The sequence below is a fragment of the Blastococcus sp. TF02-8 genome, from assembly GCF_003319175.1.
Lineage (GTDB): Bacteria > Actinomycetota > Actinomycetes > Mycobacteriales > Geodermatophilaceae > Blastococcus.
Window position 1 is genome coordinate 464,863 of record NZ_QOHK01000002.1, and the last position, 14,971, is coordinate 479,833.

15 protein-coding genes are annotated in these 14,971 nt (G+C 75.8%); 12 read left to right on the top strand and 3 right to left on the bottom strand.

Annotated features, from left to right (window positions below; translation table 11 throughout):
* Position 1: 1 nt before the first annotated feature.
* The 3 genes from DQ237_RS06390 to DQ237_RS06400 form a co-directional block, all read right to left on the bottom strand.
* Positions 2 to 916 carry an HAD family phosphatase gene (locus DQ237_RS06390; RefSeq protein WP_113798261.1) on the bottom strand — a complete coding sequence of 305 codons (915 nt, stop codon included), beginning with the start codon at positions 914 to 916 and terminating at the stop codon, positions 2 to 4.
* Positions 917 to 1,015: 99 nt separating this feature from the next.
* Positions 1,016 to 2,158, bottom strand: coding sequence for a DUF5667 domain-containing protein (locus tag DQ237_RS06395; RefSeq protein ID WP_147251753.1), 1,143 nt, complete (start codon positions 2,156 to 2,158; stop codon positions 1,016 to 1,018).
* Between the two features lie 112 nt (positions 2,159 to 2,270).
* Positions 2,271 to 3,137 carry a sigma-70 family RNA polymerase sigma factor gene (locus tag DQ237_RS06400; RefSeq protein WP_113798265.1) on the bottom strand — a complete coding sequence of 289 codons (867 nt, stop codon included), beginning with the start codon at positions 3,135 to 3,137 and terminating at the stop codon, positions 2,271 to 2,273.
* Positions 3,138 to 3,337: 200 nt separating this feature from the next.
* Between DQ237_RS06400 and DQ237_RS06405 the strand changes: the two genes are divergently transcribed.
* From DQ237_RS06405 to DQ237_RS06460, 12 genes are all read left to right on the top strand, one after another.
* On the top strand, positions 3,338 to 4,921 hold the full coding sequence (locus DQ237_RS06405) for an AMP-binding protein (protein ID WP_113798267.1): 1,584 nt from the start codon (positions 3,338 to 3,340) through the stop codon (positions 4,919 to 4,921).
* Positions 4,914 to 5,159, top strand: a complete 246-nt coding sequence (locus DQ237_RS06410; protein ID WP_113798269.1) for a glutaredoxin family protein — start codon at positions 4,914 to 4,916, stop codon at positions 5,157 to 5,159. Before DQ237_RS06405 ends, DQ237_RS06410 begins: the two co-directional genes overlap by 8 nt.
* Before the next feature lie 224 nt (positions 5,160 to 5,383).
* Complete coding sequence (locus DQ237_RS06415) at positions 5,384 to 6,046, top strand: redox-sensing transcriptional repressor Rex (RefSeq protein WP_205730094.1); 663 nt, start codon at positions 5,384 to 5,386, stop codon at positions 6,044 to 6,046.
* Positions 6,043 to 7,401, top strand: coding sequence for a glutamyl-tRNA reductase (locus DQ237_RS06420; RefSeq protein ID WP_113798273.1), 1,359 nt, complete (start codon positions 6,043 to 6,045; stop codon positions 7,399 to 7,401). Before DQ237_RS06415 ends, DQ237_RS06420 begins: the two co-directional genes overlap by 4 nt.
* Entirely contained in the window at positions 7,398 to 8,384 is a 987-nt protein-coding gene (gene hemC, locus DQ237_RS06425) for a hydroxymethylbilane synthase (protein WP_205730095.1), read from the top strand. The genes DQ237_RS06420 and hemC overlap by 4 nt, the downstream gene beginning before the upstream one ends.
* Positions 8,385 to 8,493: 109 nt before the next feature.
* Positions 8,494 to 10,038, top strand: a complete 1,545-nt coding sequence (locus tag DQ237_RS06430; RefSeq protein ID WP_113798275.1) for a uroporphyrinogen-III synthase — start codon at positions 8,494 to 8,496, stop codon at positions 10,036 to 10,038.
* Positions 10,035 to 11,036 carry a porphobilinogen synthase gene (gene hemB, locus DQ237_RS06435; RefSeq protein WP_113798277.1) on the top strand — a complete coding sequence of 334 codons (1,002 nt, stop codon included), beginning with the start codon at positions 10,035 to 10,037 and terminating at the stop codon, positions 11,034 to 11,036. The genes DQ237_RS06430 and hemB overlap by 4 nt, the downstream gene beginning before the upstream one ends.
* Before the next feature lie 4 nt (positions 11,037 to 11,040).
* The gene (locus DQ237_RS06440; protein WP_113798279.1) at positions 11,041 to 11,511 is read left to right on the top strand and encodes a hypothetical protein; all 471 of its coding nucleotides are present in this window, start codon (positions 11,041 to 11,043) and stop codon (positions 11,509 to 11,511) included.
* Positions 11,508 to 12,881: a glutamate-1-semialdehyde 2,1-aminomutase gene (gene hemL, locus DQ237_RS06445; RefSeq protein ID WP_113798281.1), complete on the top strand. Its 1,374-nt coding sequence runs from the start codon at positions 11,508 to 11,510 to the stop codon at positions 12,879 to 12,881. Before DQ237_RS06440 ends, hemL begins: the two co-directional genes overlap by 4 nt.
* Positions 12,878 to 13,516, top strand: a complete 639-nt coding sequence (locus DQ237_RS06450) for a histidine phosphatase family protein (protein ID WP_113798283.1) — start codon at positions 12,878 to 12,880, stop codon at positions 13,514 to 13,516. Before hemL ends, DQ237_RS06450 begins: the two co-directional genes overlap by 4 nt.
* Positions 13,513 to 14,088, top strand: a complete 576-nt coding sequence (locus DQ237_RS06455) for a TlpA disulfide reductase family protein (protein ID WP_113798285.1) — start codon at positions 13,513 to 13,515, stop codon at positions 14,086 to 14,088. Before DQ237_RS06450 ends, DQ237_RS06455 begins: the two co-directional genes overlap by 4 nt.
* A gap of 1 nt (position 14,089) precedes the next feature.
* On the top strand, positions 14,090 to 14,908 hold the full coding sequence (locus DQ237_RS06460; protein WP_113798287.1) for a cytochrome c biogenesis CcdA family protein: 819 nt from the start codon (positions 14,090 to 14,092) through the stop codon (positions 14,906 to 14,908).
* Positions 14,909 to 14,971 lie beyond the last annotated feature (63 nt).

Here is a 14,971-nt window from a genome sequence, read left to right on the forward strand (position 1 = left end):
CTCACCAGGGGAGCTTGTTGCGGCGGCGCAGCGCGACCGCGCCGCCCACCAGGCCGCCGGACACGGCCGCGGCGGCAACCGTCGGCACGCCGATCTTCGCCGCCTTGCGGCCGGTGCGGAAGTCGCGGATGGTCCATCCGCGCTGCTTGGCGGCCGCGCGCAGCTCCGTGTCGGGGTTGACCGCCACGGCGGTGCCGCAGAGGGACAGCATCGGCAGGTCGTTGGCCGAGTCGCTGTAGGCGGTGCACCGGGCGAGGTCGAGGCCCTCGCGCTCGGCGAGCGCCAGCACGGCCTCCGCCTTGGCCGGGCCGTGCATCATCTCGCCGACCAGCCGACCGGTGTACTGGCCGTCGACCACTTCGGCGACGGTGCCCAGGGCGCCGGTGAGGCCCAGCCGCTGGGCGATGATAGAGGCCAGCTCCACCGGCGTCGCGGTCACCAGCCACACCCGCTGCCCGGCGTCGAGGTGCTTCTGGGCGAGGGCGCGGGTGCCCGACCAGATGCGGTCGGCCATCAGCTCGTCGTAGATCTCCTCGCCGGCCTGCACGATCTCGGCGACCGTCCGGCCGGCCACGAACGCCAGCGCGTTCTCCCGGATGGTGTGCATGTCGTCGGCGCTCTCGTTGCCGGCGATGCGGAACTTGGCCTGCTGCCAGACGAATCCGGCCAGGTCACGGGTGGTGAAGTACTTCCGGGCCGCCAGCCCACGGGCGAACCAGAACAGCGAGGCGCCCATCATCATCGTGTTGTCGACGTCGAAGAAGGCGGCGCCGGTCAGGTCCGGGTCGATGGTCGCGGGAGCCGTGACGTCCGCGGCGGCAGCGGAGGCCGCACCCGCCACGTGGGCGCGGGTGTCCTCGTCGCCCTCGACGACAGGCCGCCCGGCGCGGCGGCCGCGCACCGACAGTCGCGGCACAGCGACCTCCCTGTACTCGATCCGCCCCGGTCGCCCGGCCGGCGTCCGATCCCGACGACTGCGACCCTAGCGGCACCGGCGGAGCGGGTCAGGTCGTGGTCAGCAGTTCCCCACGGTCGCCAGCGGAGGCAGGCAGATCCGGATCGGTCCCGGCAGCGGCACCGCGATGGCCGGGGGCGTCGTGGTCCGGCTCGTCGTCGCCGAGCTGCCGCCCGGCAGCGGGGGCAGGAGCTGGCCCGTCGGCAGCGTGCCGCCCCCGGCCGAGGGCTCCGGGGCCGGGACGTCGCTGGTGCCCGGCGTCGGGACGGCCACGCCCGGTGCACCGCCCTCGGACGCGGGTGGCGCCGGAGCGGTCGTGGGTGCGGGCGCGCCACCGGCGCCGGTGGCCGAGGGGGGCGGAACCGGTGCCTCGCCGGGCAGCGGGGCCGGGGTCTCGGCCACGCAGATGCCGGGCACGGGGCCCAGGGCGTCGGTGCCGACGGTGGCCGGGCCGGACGGGCAGTCCAGCGCGATGACGAGTCCGGCGGTCCGCGTCGTCAGCGACTCGAGCAGGTCCACCGACTCGGCGTAGGCGGCCTCGGCCGGAGCGGGGACGGCCGAGCCCAGGGCGGTGAGCCCGGCGGCCTGGTGGTGGGTCCAGACCTCGAGGTCCTCGAGGGCGTCGGCGTCGCGGTCGGCCACCGCCCGCGCGGTGAGCAGGGCGGCCCCCTCGGCGGTCTGCTGGTCCATCAGCCGGAGCGTCTGCTCGGCGAGGTCGGCCTTCCCGGTGACCGCCCGCAGCTCCTCCAGCCGGGTGCTGGCCAGCTCGAGGAGCGTCTGGCCGCGGCTGTCCCCGGCGAGCGCCAGCTGGGTCTGCTCGGTGCCGCGCTTCAGGTCGTAGAGGGGGTCCCCGGGCTGCGCGCCGGCGGCGACGGCCACGAGCGCGGCGAGGCCGGTGACGCCCACGGCGACACCCGCCAGCCCCGCCGTCAGCCGGCCGCGCCAGCGGGACGGCTGACGGTCGACGGCCCGGAGCGCGAGCAGCCGGGACGCCAGGGGGCGCGGAGCGGGCTGCGGCGTCCGGACGGCCGCCATCGCGACCAGCCGGGCACGGGCGCGCGCCCGGTAGGCCGGGTCGGGCTCGTCGTCGAGGACGGCGGAGAGGCTCTGCAGGCGGGCCAGGACCTCGGTCTCGGGATCGCCCGCGGCCACCGCCCCGTGCGTCGTCTCACCAGGAGTCGTCGTGCCGTGGTGCCGGATCACTCTCGACCTCCCGTCCTGTCCGCCGACCGGGTCCGCCCGTCGTGGGGGGACCGCTCCGGAGGGCACAACGACGCGGCGTGGCTCCCGGTTACGCCCGGGACCGCGACGTCGCTCATCGCAGGCCCTCGGGCAGGAGCCCCGCCAGCCGCCGGACCGCCCGGTGCTGCAGCGCCTTGATGGCGCCGTCCTTCTTGCCCATGATCTCGGCAGTCTCGGAGACGGACAGACCATGCAGGAAGCGCAGCACGATGCACTCCTGCTGCTCGCTCCCCAGCTGTTGCACGCAGGCCAGGAGCTGCTGGTTGGTGAGGTGCTGCAGGACGGCGTCCTCGGGCCCGTCGGTGACGCGGTCGGCGTCGCGCATGTCGGCGGTGCTGACCTCCAGGCGGAACCGGCTGCTCTTCACCTGGTCGCGGATGATGTTGCGGGCGATCGTGACCAGCCAGGCGCCGACGTCGCGCCCCTGGAAGGACAGCGAGTCGATCCGCCGCAGCGCGCGCACGAAGGTCTCGCTGGTGACGTCCTCGGCCGTGGCCCGGTCCCCGACCCGGTGGTAGGCGTAGCGGTGGACCAGCGTGACGTAGTGGTCGTAGAGCCGGCCGAACGCTTCCGCGTCACCCTCCTGGGCCTGACGGACCAGCGCCCAGACGTCGACGGCGCCGTCGGCCGCACCCACCTCCGCCGCGGCGAGCTCGTCGGCCACCTCTGCCGGAAGGTCCGCGGTGTCCGGGACCTCGGTCGGCACGCCGTCCTCGGCGGTCGCCGGCGGGCCCACCGTCACCTCCGGGTCGGGGTGCTCGTTCACCGGGTGACCGTCGGGCACGGGCTGCGCGTCGGGGAGCGCGGCGTCGGGGAGACCGTCGTCGGGGAGTGCGGCGTCGGGGAGTGCTTCGGTGCTCGTCCGCGGGAAGGGGGTCGGTCGCGGGCGGGGAGGAGCGGGCGCGCCGGCCGGCCGTTCGGCGTCCAGGGGTGCGGGCATGCGGGCGATCGACCTCCTCGTCGGCCCGCTGTGCCTGGACCGTCTCGTGGACCTCGCACGCCCACGACGGCGCGCGCGGGCTGCGGTGCAGGCCCCATGGTGACAACATCGCCCGTGCTCGTCCACGGCAGCCTCGCCGTGCGCGTCCGAGGAACGCGCGCCGGTGGCCGGTTGTCGCCCCCTGACGACAGGAGACCTCCGTGTCCGACGCAGGCACTTCGCTGGCCGCACTGGTCCGCGCGGCCGCCGAGCGCGACCCCGCCGCCCCGGCGGTGGTCGCCGGTGACCAGCGGCTCAGCTGGGGCGAGCTCGACGCGGCCGTCGACCGGGTCGCGGCCGGCTATGCCGAGCGGGGCATGGCGACCGGCAGCCGTGTCGCGGTCCAGCTCCCCAACGGGCTGGACTGGCTCCGGGCGGTGCTCGGGGCCCTGCGCGCGGGCCTCACCGTCGTCCCGGTCAACACCGCCTACACCGACCCGGAGCTCGAGTACGTCCTCACCGACTCCGGGGCCGAGCTGCTGGTCGCCGTCGCCGAGCGGAGCTCGCTCGCGGGCGTGCCGGTGTGCCCGGGCCCGCCCACGGCGGACGGTCCGGTGCCGGCGGTGGCCGACGACCCCGCGGCACTGGCCTTCCTCTGCTACACCAGCGGCACGACCGGGCGGCCGCGCGGCGCGATGCTCACCTCGGGCGCGCTGCGGGCGAACCAGGAGCAGTGCCTGGCGATGACCCCGCCCCCCGTCCGAGGTGACGACCGCGTGCTGCTGGTCCTCCCGCTCTTCCACGTCTACGGGCTGAACGCCGGCTTCGGGCTGGTCGCCGCGACCGGCGCCTGCGCGGTCCTGGAGGAGACCTTCGACCCCCGGGCGTCCCTGGCGCTGATGGCCGCCGAGCAGGTGACCGCCGTCCCCGGCGCGCCGCCGATGTACCAGGCGTGGCTGGCCACCGCCGACGCCGCCGGTAGCGACGCCGACCTCCGCCGTGCCTTCGCCGCCGTGCGGGTCGCCTCGGCCGGTGCGGCGCCACTGCCCGAGGGCGTGTGGCGCGCCATGCGCGACCGGGCCGCGGTCACGGTGTGGGAGGGCTACGGCCTGACCGAGGCCGCCCCCGTGGTCGCCAGCACCCTGGCGACCGGCCGGGCCAAGCCCGAGTGCATCGGTGGACCGGTGCCGGGGCTGGAGCTCGTCCTCCGGGACACCGCCGCGGTGGGCGCGGTCACCGTCGACCTGCCCGACGAGGAGACCGGGACGGGGGAGGACGACGGCGGCGACAACGACGAGGGGCCGGGCGAGATCTGGGTGCGGGGGCCCAACCTGTTCGCCGGCTACTGGCCCGACGGCGCCGACGGTCCCGACGCCGACGGGTGGCTGGGCACCGGTGACCTCGCCTACCGCGACGCCGACGGCGACCTGCACCTGGTCGACCGCCGCAGCGACCTGATCCTGGTCAGCGGGTTCAACGTCTACCCGGCCGAGGTCGAGCGGGTGCTCGACCAGCACCCCGCCGTCGTGGAGAGCGCCGTCATCGGGGTGCCCGACCCGCGCACGGGGGCCGCCGTGCGCGCCGTCGTCGTCCTCGCCCCGGGCGAGCGGCTGACCGTCGAGGAGCTGCAGGCGTACGCCGGGGAGTCCCTGGCCCGGTACAAGGTGCCGACGTCGGTGCACTTCCTCGCCTCGCTGCCGCACTCGCTCACCGGCAAGGTGAGCCGGGCGCGGCTGCGCGAGCTCGGCCTGACCGGCGCCGACGCCGACGCCGTGGTGCCGGCCGGGAGCCCGGCCGATGGCTGAGCCGCGGCTGCAGCTGCTCGGCCGGGACGGCTGCCACCTGTGCCTGACGGCCGCCGAGCAGCTCCGGCCGGTCGCCGCCGAGGCCGGGCTGGAGGTGGTCGACGTCGACGTCGACACCGACGCGGAGCTCCAGGCGGAGTACGGCGACCGGGTGCCGGTGCTCCTGCTCGACGGCCGCGAGCACTCGTACTTCACGCTCGACGTCCCCCGGCTCCGGCGAGATCTCGGACTCCGCTGACCCCCTTCCGGGTGGGGCCTGACCTGCGGATACGGTGGTCTCCACCACAACCGGGGGGATCAGCCCTGGTCAGCGGGTCGTCGCCCGTCCGGCGACTTTGTTCCTGCGTTCACAAGCGGTTACCGTGGCGGACGCGAGCGCATCCTGCCGCTCGCGTCCCGATGTCGCACATCCCGCGCCCGGCGCCCGCCGGGCCTCCCGGGTGCGACCGCTGTGGAGAGCCCGTGATCCAGCCACGGCCCCGGACCATCCCGGAGGCCACCGTCGCGCGTCTGGCCGTGTACCTGCGGGTGCTCACCGGTCTCGCCGACGGCGGTCGGACCACCGTGTCCTCCGGTGACCTGGCCTCGGCCGCCGGGGTGAACCCCGCGGGGCTGCGCAAGGACCTCTCGCACCTGGGCTCCTGCGGTGTCCGCGGCGTCGGCTACGACGTCGTCGCCCTCCGCGAGCGGATCGCCCGCGTGCTCGGCGCCGAGCGGTCCCGCGCCTGCGTCCTGGTCGGCATCGGCAACCTCGGGACGGCGCTGGCCGACTACGCCGGCTTCGGCAGCCGCGGTTTCCGCTTCGTCGGCCTCTTCGACGCCGCACCCGCGCGGGTCGGGCAGCGGATCGGCGGCCTGACCGTGCAGCCGATGGCCGAGCTGGAGTCGACCGTGGCCGAGGCCGAGGTCTCCATCGGGGTCATCGCGACACCGGCCGAGGTCGCGCAGTCGGTCTGCGACCGGCTGGCGGCGGCCGGGGTGAGGAGCATCTTGAACTTCGCGCCGGTGACCCTCGCGCCCCCTGAGGGTGTCGACGTCCGCCCGGTCGACCTGTCCGTGGAGCTCCAGGTGCTGGCGTTCCTCGGTCAGCAGCGCACGGCGAGCGCGGCGGAGGTGACCGCGTGAGCCTGCTCGCGGTGGGCGTCAGCCACCAGACCGCCCCCGTGGCGCTGCTCGAGCAGTTCGCCATGACCGCCGATGACCGGGTGAAGGCCCTGCACGAGCTGGTCGGCAGCGACCACGTCACCGAGGCGCTCGTGCTGGCCACCTGCAACCGCATCGAGGTCTTCGCCGAGGTGGACCGCTTCCACGGGGGCGTCACCGACGTCGGCCGGGTGCTGGCCCGGCAGGCCGGCGCCACCGTCGAGGAGCTCTCCCCGTACGTGACCGTCCACTACGAGGACCAGGCGGTCGAGCACCTGTTCACCGTGGCTGCCGGGCTGGACTCGATGGTCGTCGGGGAGACCCAGGTCCTCGGCCAGCTGCGCGCCGCCTACGCGCTCGCCCGCGAGGAGGGCACCGTCGGCCGCGCCCTGCACCCGGTGGCCCAGCGGGCCCTGCGGGTCGGCAAGCGGGTGCACTCCGAGACCGGCATCGACAAGGCCGGCGCCTCGCTGGTGTCGGTGGCGCTGGACCGCGCCGAAGCGCGGATCGGCAGCCTGGGCGGGCGGCCCGTCCTCGTCGTCGGAGCCGGGTCGATGGGCGCGCTGGCGGCCACCACGCTGGCCCGCCGGGGCGCCGACGTCGTGGTCAGCAGCCGCACCGATGCCTCCGCCGAGCGCCTGGCCGAGACCGTCGGTGGCCGTCCGGCACCCCTGGACCGGCTGGCCGAGGAGCTCGCCGCGGCCGACCTGCTGCTCACCTGCACGGGCGCGACCGGGCTGGTCGTCGGCACCGACGTCGTCACCGCCGCGATGGCCGCCCGGAGCGGGTCCGAGCGCGCCGGCCGGCCGCTCGTGGTCGTCGACCTCGCGCTGCCCCGTGACGTCGACCCGGGCGTCGCGGCGATCCCCGGCGTGCACGTGGTCGATCTCGCCCTGCTCCAGGGCGAGCGTGGCGACGGCAGCGGCCCCGTGGCGGCCGACGACATCCGCAGCGCCCGCGCGATGATCGAGGCCGAGACGGCCCTGCTGCGGGCCGAGCGCCGCGCCGCCGAGGTCGGCCCCACGGTCTCCGCCCTCCGCTCGCAGGCCGCCGAGGTCGTCGACGCCGAGCTGCTGCGCCTGGCCGGCCGGCTGCCCGACCTGGACACCCGCGCGCGGGCCGAGATCGCCCGAACCGTGCGCCGCGTCGTCGACAAGCTGCTCCACGAGCCGACCGTGCGGGTCAAGGAGCTGGCCGCGACGCCCGGGGGCACCGACTACGCCGGCGCGCTGCGCGCCCTCTTCGGTCTGGGCATCGACGCCGACGTGACGCCCGGCTCCGGCCGCCTGGCCGACGCGGTCACCGTCGACCCCGAGCGCACGGGAGGAGCGGCGTGACCGCCACCGATCTCCAGGGCGCGGCCTCGGCCGCCGGGGTGCCGGGTGCCCCGCTCCGCCTGGGTACCCGGGCCAGCGAGCTCGCCCGCACGCAGTCGCAGACCGTCGCCGACGCGATCACGGCCGCCACGGGCGTCCCGGTCGAGCTGGTGCTGATCAGCACCGAGGGCGACCGTTCCTCGGCGGCGATCGCCCAGCTCGGCGGCACCGGCGTCTTCGTGGCGGCGATCCGCCGGGCCCTGCTCGACGGCGAGGTCGACCTCGCCGTGCACAGCTACAAGGACCTGCCGACCGCACCCGAGCCCGGCCTGATCCTCGCCGCCGTCCCGGCCCGCGAGGACCCGCGCGACGCCCTGGTCGCCCGGGACGGGCTGACCCTCGGCGAGCTGCCGGCGGGCTCGCGCATCGGGACCGGCGCCCCGCGTCGGGTCGCCCAGCTGCGGGCCCTGGGCCTCGGTCTGGAGGTCGTGCCGATCCGCGGCAACGTCGACACCCGCCTCGGCCGGGTCCCCGGCGCCGGGAACGGCCCCGGCGACCTCGACGCCGTCGTGCTCGCCCGGGCCGGGCTGAACCGCATCGGCCGGCTGGCGCCGATCACCGAGACCCTCGACCCGCTGCAGGTCCTGCCGGCTCCCGCCCAGGGCGCTCTGGCCGTGGAGTGCCGCACCAGCGACGCCCGCACCCGGGAGCTGCTCGGCCGGCTCGAGGACGCCCCCACCCGCGCCTGCGTGGTGGCCGAGCGCGCCACTCTCGCCGCCCTCGAGGCCGGCTGCAGCGCCCCGGTGGCCGCCTACGCCGAGGTGGCCGAGGGCGAGGACGGTCCCGAGCTGTTCCTCCGCGCCTCGGTGACCGCGATCGACGGCAGCGACGGCGTGCGCGGCTCGGTGACCGGCCCGCTGGCCGACGCCGCCGCGCTCGGCCGGGCGCTGGCCGACGACCTGCTCGACCGCGGCGCGGCCGAGCTCATGGCGGTCGGCGGGTGACCGCCCCGTCGCGGTCCCGCCGCGCACCGCACCCCCAGACCCCCGCAACGGCCCGCACCCGGGCCATGACAGACGCCCGAGTTCCTCGGGCCAGGATCAGGAGCACGCGATGACGCGCTTCCGCAAGACCGCAGGCCAGTCGGGCCGGGTCGTCTTCGTCGGCGCCGGCCCCGGTGACCCCGGCATGCTGACCGCCCGCGCCACCGCCGCGCTGGCCGAGGCCGCCGTGGTGCTGGTCGACCCCGACGTGGCAGCACCTCTCCAGGACGCCGTCCGCGAGGCGAACCCGGGCACCGAGCTCACGCCGGTCTCCGGCGAGCCGGCCGACATCGCCAAGGGCGCGGTGGCCGCCGCCAAGAGCGGCTCGGTCGTGGTCCGGCTGGTGCACGGTGACCCCTACACCTCGGACGAGGCGATCAAGGAGGTGCTGGCCGTGGCCCGCACCTCGGTGCCCTTCGACATCGTGCCGGGTGTGGCGACCTCGACCGCGGTGCCGGCCTTCGCCGGTGTCGCCATGGGCAGCACGACGCTCACCGCCGACCTGCGCAGCGGCGCGGACCTCGCCGCGCTGGCCGCCGCGACCGCCGCGACCAGTGGCACCCTCGTGCTGCAGGGCTCCGCCGAGGAGCTGCCCGACGCCGCCGCCCGGCTGATCGAGGGTGGGCTGTCCGGCAGCACCCCGGTCGTCGTCACCACCGGCGGTTCCGGCACCGGGCAGAAGAGCGTCGCCGCCAAGCTCGCGGCCGTCGCCGAGAAGAACGCCGGCCTGGACCCGCTGAGCGGCCCGGTCGTGGCCACCATCGGGTCGGTGGTCGACAAGCGCGCCCGCATGTCGTGGTGGGAGAGCCGGCCGCTGTTCGGCTGGCGGGTCCTGGTGCCGCGCACCAAGGACCAGGCCGGCGACATGAGCGACCGGCTGCGCGCCTACGGCGCCGTCCCCGTCGAGGTGCCGACGATCGCCGTGGAGCCGCCGCGCAGCCCCGCGCAGATGGACCGCGCGATCAAGGGCCTGGTCACCGGCCGCTACGGCTGGATCGTGTTCACCTCCGTCAACGCGGTGAAGGCCGTCCGCGAGAAGTTCGCCGAGCTGGGGCTCGACGCCCGCGCGTTCGCCGGCGTCAAGGTCGCCTGCGTGGGCGAGCAGACCGCCCAGTCGGTCCGCGACTTCGGCATCGTGCCGGAGCTGCTGCCCACCGGTGAGCAGTCCAGCCAGGGCCTGCTGGCCGACTTCCCCGAGTTCGACGACGTGCTGGACCCGATCAACCGGGTGCTGCTGCCGCACGCCGACATCGCCACCGAGGTCCTCGCGGCCGGGCTGGTCGAGCGCGGCTGGGAGGTCGACGACGTCACCGCCTACCGGACCGTCCGGGCGGCCCCGCCGCCGGCGCCGGTGCGCGAGGCGATCAAGGGCGGCGGCTTCGACGCGGTGTGCTTCACCTCGTCGAGCACGGTGCGCAACCTGGTCGGCATCGCCGGCAAGCCGCACGCCAAGACCGTCGTCGCGGTGATCGGCCCGCAGACCGCGGCCACCGCGCAGGAGTTCGGCCTGCGGGTGGACGTGCAGCCGGAGACCGCGGCCGTGGCGCCGCTGGTCGACGCGCTGGCGGAGTACGCGCTGTCGCTGCGCGAGGCGGAGGACGGCGAGGGCAAGTGACCTCCGCAGGGGGAGCGAACCCGGGCTTCGCGCGCGGGCGTCGGCTGCGGTCGACGCCCGCGCTGCGGCGGCTCACCGCGCAGACCCGGGTGGCCCCGGCCGACCTGGTGCTGCCGGTCTTCGTCAAGGAGGGCATCGACGCGCCGGTCGCCATCGGCTCGATGCCCGGCGTCGTCCAGCACACCCACGACTCGCTGCGGAAGGCCGCGCACGAGGCGGCCGAGGCCGGTATCGGCGGGCTGATGCTGTTCGGCATCCCGTCGGAGAAGGACGCAGCGGGGTCGCAGGCCGACGCCGCCGACGGCGTGGTCAACGTGGCGCTGCAGAACCTGCGCGCCGACCTCGGCGACGAGCTCGTGCTCATGGCCGACCTGTGCCTGTGCGAGTACACCGACCACGGCCACTGCGGCGTCGTCACCCCCGCCGGCGTGGTCGACAACGATCCCACGCTGGACCGGTACGCCGCCGTGGCCATCGCGCAGGCCCGGGCCGGCGCCCACCTGGTGGCCCCCAGCGGGATGATGGACGGCCAGGTCGCGGCGATCCGCGCCGGCCTGGACAGCGCCGCGTTCACCGAGGTGCCGATCCTCGCCTACGCCGCCAAGTACGCCTCGGGCTTCTACGGCCCGTTCCGCGAGGCCGCCGAGGGCGCGCCGCAGTTCGGCGACCGCTCGACCTACCAGATGGACCCGCCGAACGCCGACGAGGCGCTGCGCGAGGTCGCGCAGGACCTCGCCGAGGGCGCGGACGCCGTCATGGTGAAGCCCGCGCTGCCCTACCTCGACATCGTGGCGCGGGTCGCCGACGCGGTGCAGGTGCCGGTGAGCGCGTACCAGGTCAGCGGCGAGTACGCGATGGTCGAGGCGGCTGCGGCCAACGGCTGGATCGACCGGGAACGCGCCATCCTGGAGACCCTCACCGCGATCCGGCGGGCCGGGGCCGGCCAGGTGCTCACCTACTGGGCGGTCGAGGCCGCCCGGCTGCTCGCCCGCGGCTGAGCCGATGGCCGCGACCGCGGAGGACTACGTCGAGCCCGGGGGCTCGTGGCGCCCGTTCTGGATCGTCCTCGCGGTCGCGGTGCTCGCCGTCGTGCTCGAGCTGGTGTTCCCCGGCCCGGATCTCCCGGTCCTGGCGTGGGGGGCCCTGGGGGTGGTGCTCGCCATCGTGGCCACCGGCTGCCTGGCCGGTCGCCGGCTCTGGACGGTGCGGGTCGACGGGAGAGGCGGCGAGGGGGCGCTGAGCGTCGGTCGCGAGCGGGTGCCGCTCGCCGACATCGACGCCGACCACCTGGCTGCGGTCGAGGCGGGCGTCGACGCCGGGGCCCCGGTGCTGGGCGGCGGGTGGACCGTGCCGCAGGGGCGCACCGGGCTGCCGCTGCGCCTCGCCGACGGGCGGACCGTGCTCGTTCCCACACGGGACCCGGCCGCCCTGCGGACGGCACTGCTCACGGCGAAGGGGACACTGGGACCGTGACCTCGCCGGACAGCTCGCCCTTCCCCTACGAGGCGCCGGTCTCGGCCGGCCTCTTCGCCCGCGGCCAGGAGATCACCCCCGGTGGTGTCAACTCCCCGGTGCGCGCGTTCCGCGCCGTGGGCGGGACGCCACGGTTCATGGTGGAGGCCTCCGGCCCCTGGATCACCGACGCCGACGGCCGCCGCTACGTGGATCTGGTGAGCTCCTGGGGCCCGATGATCCTGGGCCACGCCCACCCCGCCGTGGTCGACGCCGTCGCCACCGCGGCCCGTCGTGGCCTCTCCTTCGGCGCGCCCACCGAGGGCGAGCTGGACCTCGCCGAGGAGATCCGCTCGCGCGTGGCGCCGGTCGAGCGGGTCCGGCTGGTCAACTCCGGGACCGAGGCGGTGCTGTCGGCCGTCAGGCTGGCCCGCGGCGCCACCGGCCGCCCGCTGGTCGTCAAGTTCGCCGGCAACTACCACGGCCACGTCGACGCGCTGCTCGCCTCGGCGGGCTCCGGCGTCGCCACGCTGGGCCTGCCCGACACCCCCGGGGTGACCACCGGCGCCGCCGCGGACACGATCGTCCTGCCCTACAACGACGTCGCCGCCGTCGAGGCGGTGTTCGCCGAGAAGGGGGCGCAGATCGCCTGCGTCATCTCCGAGGCCGCCCCGGGGAACATGGGCGTCGTCCCGCCGCTGGAGGGCTTCAACGCCGAGCTGCGACGGATCACCGCGGCGCACGGCGCGCTGCTGGTCCTCGACGAGGTCATGACCGGCTTCCGGGTCTCCCGGTCGGGCTGGTACGGGCTGGACCCGGTCGAGGCCGACCTGTTCACCTTCGGCAAGGTCATGGGTGGCGGGCTGCCCGCCGCGGCGTTCGGCGGCCGGGCCGACCTCATGGACCACCTGGCGCCGAGCGGACCGGTCTACCAGGCGGGCACCCTCTCGGGGAACCCGGTGGCGGTGGCCGCAGGCCTCACCACGCTGCGCCTGTGCACCGACGAGGTCTACGCGCGGTGCGACGAGACGTCGGCCGTGCTGCGCGGTGCGGCCAGCGCCGCGTTGTTCGCCGCCGGGGTGCCGCACCGGGTGCAGCAGGCGGGCAACATGTTCTCGATCTTCTTCGTGCCCGACGAGCGGCAGGTGCGCGACTACGACGACGCCCGCACCCAGGACGTCGCCCGCTACACCGCCTTCTTCCACGCCCTGCTCGCCCGCGGGGTCTACCTGCCGCCGTCGGCCTTCGAGGCCTGGTTCGTCAACGCCCAGCTGACCGGCGAGGCCCTGGACCGCGTGCTCGAGGCGCTGCCCGCCGCAGCCCGTGCCGCCGCCGCGGTCCCGGGGGACGGGCGGCCCGCCGACCAGGACCTCTCCGAGGTGAGCTCGTGAGCGAGCGGACCACCGTGCACCTGCTGCGCCACGGAGAGGTGCACAACCCGGGCAAGGTGCTCTACGGCCGGCTGCCCGGGTTCCGGCTCTCGTCGGCCGGCGAGGGGATGGCCCGGCGCGCGGCCGCCTGGTTCGACGGGCACGACGTCGTCCACCTGGTCTCCAGCCCGCTGGAGCGCGCCCGGCAGACCGCTCAGCCGCTCGCGGACGCCACGGGGCTGCGCGTGGGGATCGACGACCGGCTGATCGAGGCCGGCAACGCCTTCGAGGGCATGGCCGTGGCCGGTGGTGGGGCGGGGGTGTTCGCCGCGCCCCGCAACTGGTGGAAGCTGCGCAACCCCTTCCGGCCGTCGTGGGGCGAGCCCTACGTGGAGATCGCCGCGCGCATGGTCGCCGCCGTCGAGGCCGCCCGGGACGCCGCCCGCGGGCACGAGGCGGTGCTGGTCAGCCACCAGCTGCCGATCTGGACCACCCGGCTGCACCTCGAGGGCCGCCGCTTCGCGCACGACCCGCGCCGCCGGGAGTGCGCCCTGGCCAGCGTCACCTCGGTCACCTACGACGGCGACCGGCTGCTCGGCGTCACCTACGCGGAGCCCGCGGGCGCCACCGATCCGGACGCGGTGCCGGGCGCATGAGGAGGATCGCGGTCGCGCTGCTCGCTGGCGCCCTCCTGGCCGGGTGCTCCACCGGCTCCGACGCCGTCGACGTCAACAACGGTGGCGAGTTCCGCTTCGTCGCGGGCACCCCGCGCGGCGAGGTCATCCCCGCGGACGAGCGCGCCTCGGCGCCCGAGTTCTCCGGCACGCTCCTGGGCGGCGGGGAGTTCTCCTCGGCCGAGCTCGACGGCGAGGTCGCCGTCCTCAACTTCTGGGGCTCCTGGTGCCCGCCCTGCCGGGTGGAGACGCCGGAGTTCCAGGAGGTGTACGCGGACGTGCGCGACCAGGGTGTGGAGTTCCTCGGCATCAACGTGAAGGAGACCAGCGACCAGTTCGCGCTGGCCTTCGTCGAGAAGTTCGGCATCGAGTTCCCCTCGGTCTACGACCCCCGGGGCGAGGTGGCGCTGGCCTTCCGCGACTACCCGGCCACGGCCATCCCTTCGACCATCGTGCTGGACCGCGACGGCCGGGTGGCCGCTGTCTACACGGCCGAGGTGTCGCAGGAGGACCTGCGCGCCACCCTGGACCTGGTGCTGGCGGAGGAGACCTGACGTGGGGGAGACCTTCGCCGAGCTCGTGACCGACGGCCCGCTGCTCGTGGCCGCGGCGGTCGCGGCGCTCGTGGGCCTGATCAGCTTCGCCTCGCCGTGCGTCCTGCCGCTCGTGCCCGGCTACCTGTCCTACGTCGCCGGGCTGGTCGGCGCCGGTGCCCGCGAGACCGTGCCCGCTCCGGTGGGTGGCGCGGGTGCGACGGCGACCGCGGTCCGGGTCGACGAGCGATCCCCGCGCGGGCGCATGGTGCTGGGCGCGGTGCTCTTCGTGCTCGGCTTCACCGCGGTCTTCGTCGCGATCAGCACCGCCTTCGGGGGCCTGGGTCGGTTGCTCCTGGTGCACAACGAGGCCATCACCCGGGTCATGGGGGTGGTCACCGTCGTCGTCGGCCTCGGCTTCCTCGGCTGGCTGCCGCTGCTGCAGCGGACCAAGCGGCTGTCGCTGCGCCCGGGTGTGGGCCTCGCCGGGGCGCCGCTCCTCGGGGTCGTCTTCGGGCTGGGCTGGACGCCCTGCCTCGGCCCGACCCTCGCCGCCGTGCAGAACCTCGCCTTCTCCGAGGCGACCGCCGGCCGGGGGGCCTTCCTCGGTCTCGCCTACTGCCTCGGGTTGGGCGTGCCGTTCGTGCTGGTGGCCCTGGGCGCGCGCTGGGCGCTGGGCGCGACGACGTTCCTGCGCAAGCACGCGCGGGCCGTCACCCGGTTCGGTGGCGTGGTGCTGGTGGTCGTCGGGCTGCTCCTGGTCACCGGGGCGTGGACCGGGATGATGGAGTGGCTGCGTTCGTGGCTGGCCGCCGGTGGGTTCCTGGAGACCTCGCTGTGAGCGTCGAGGCGCCCGCCCGGCCCGACACCCCGCCGTCGCCGCCGTCGAGGCCGTCGGCGGGTC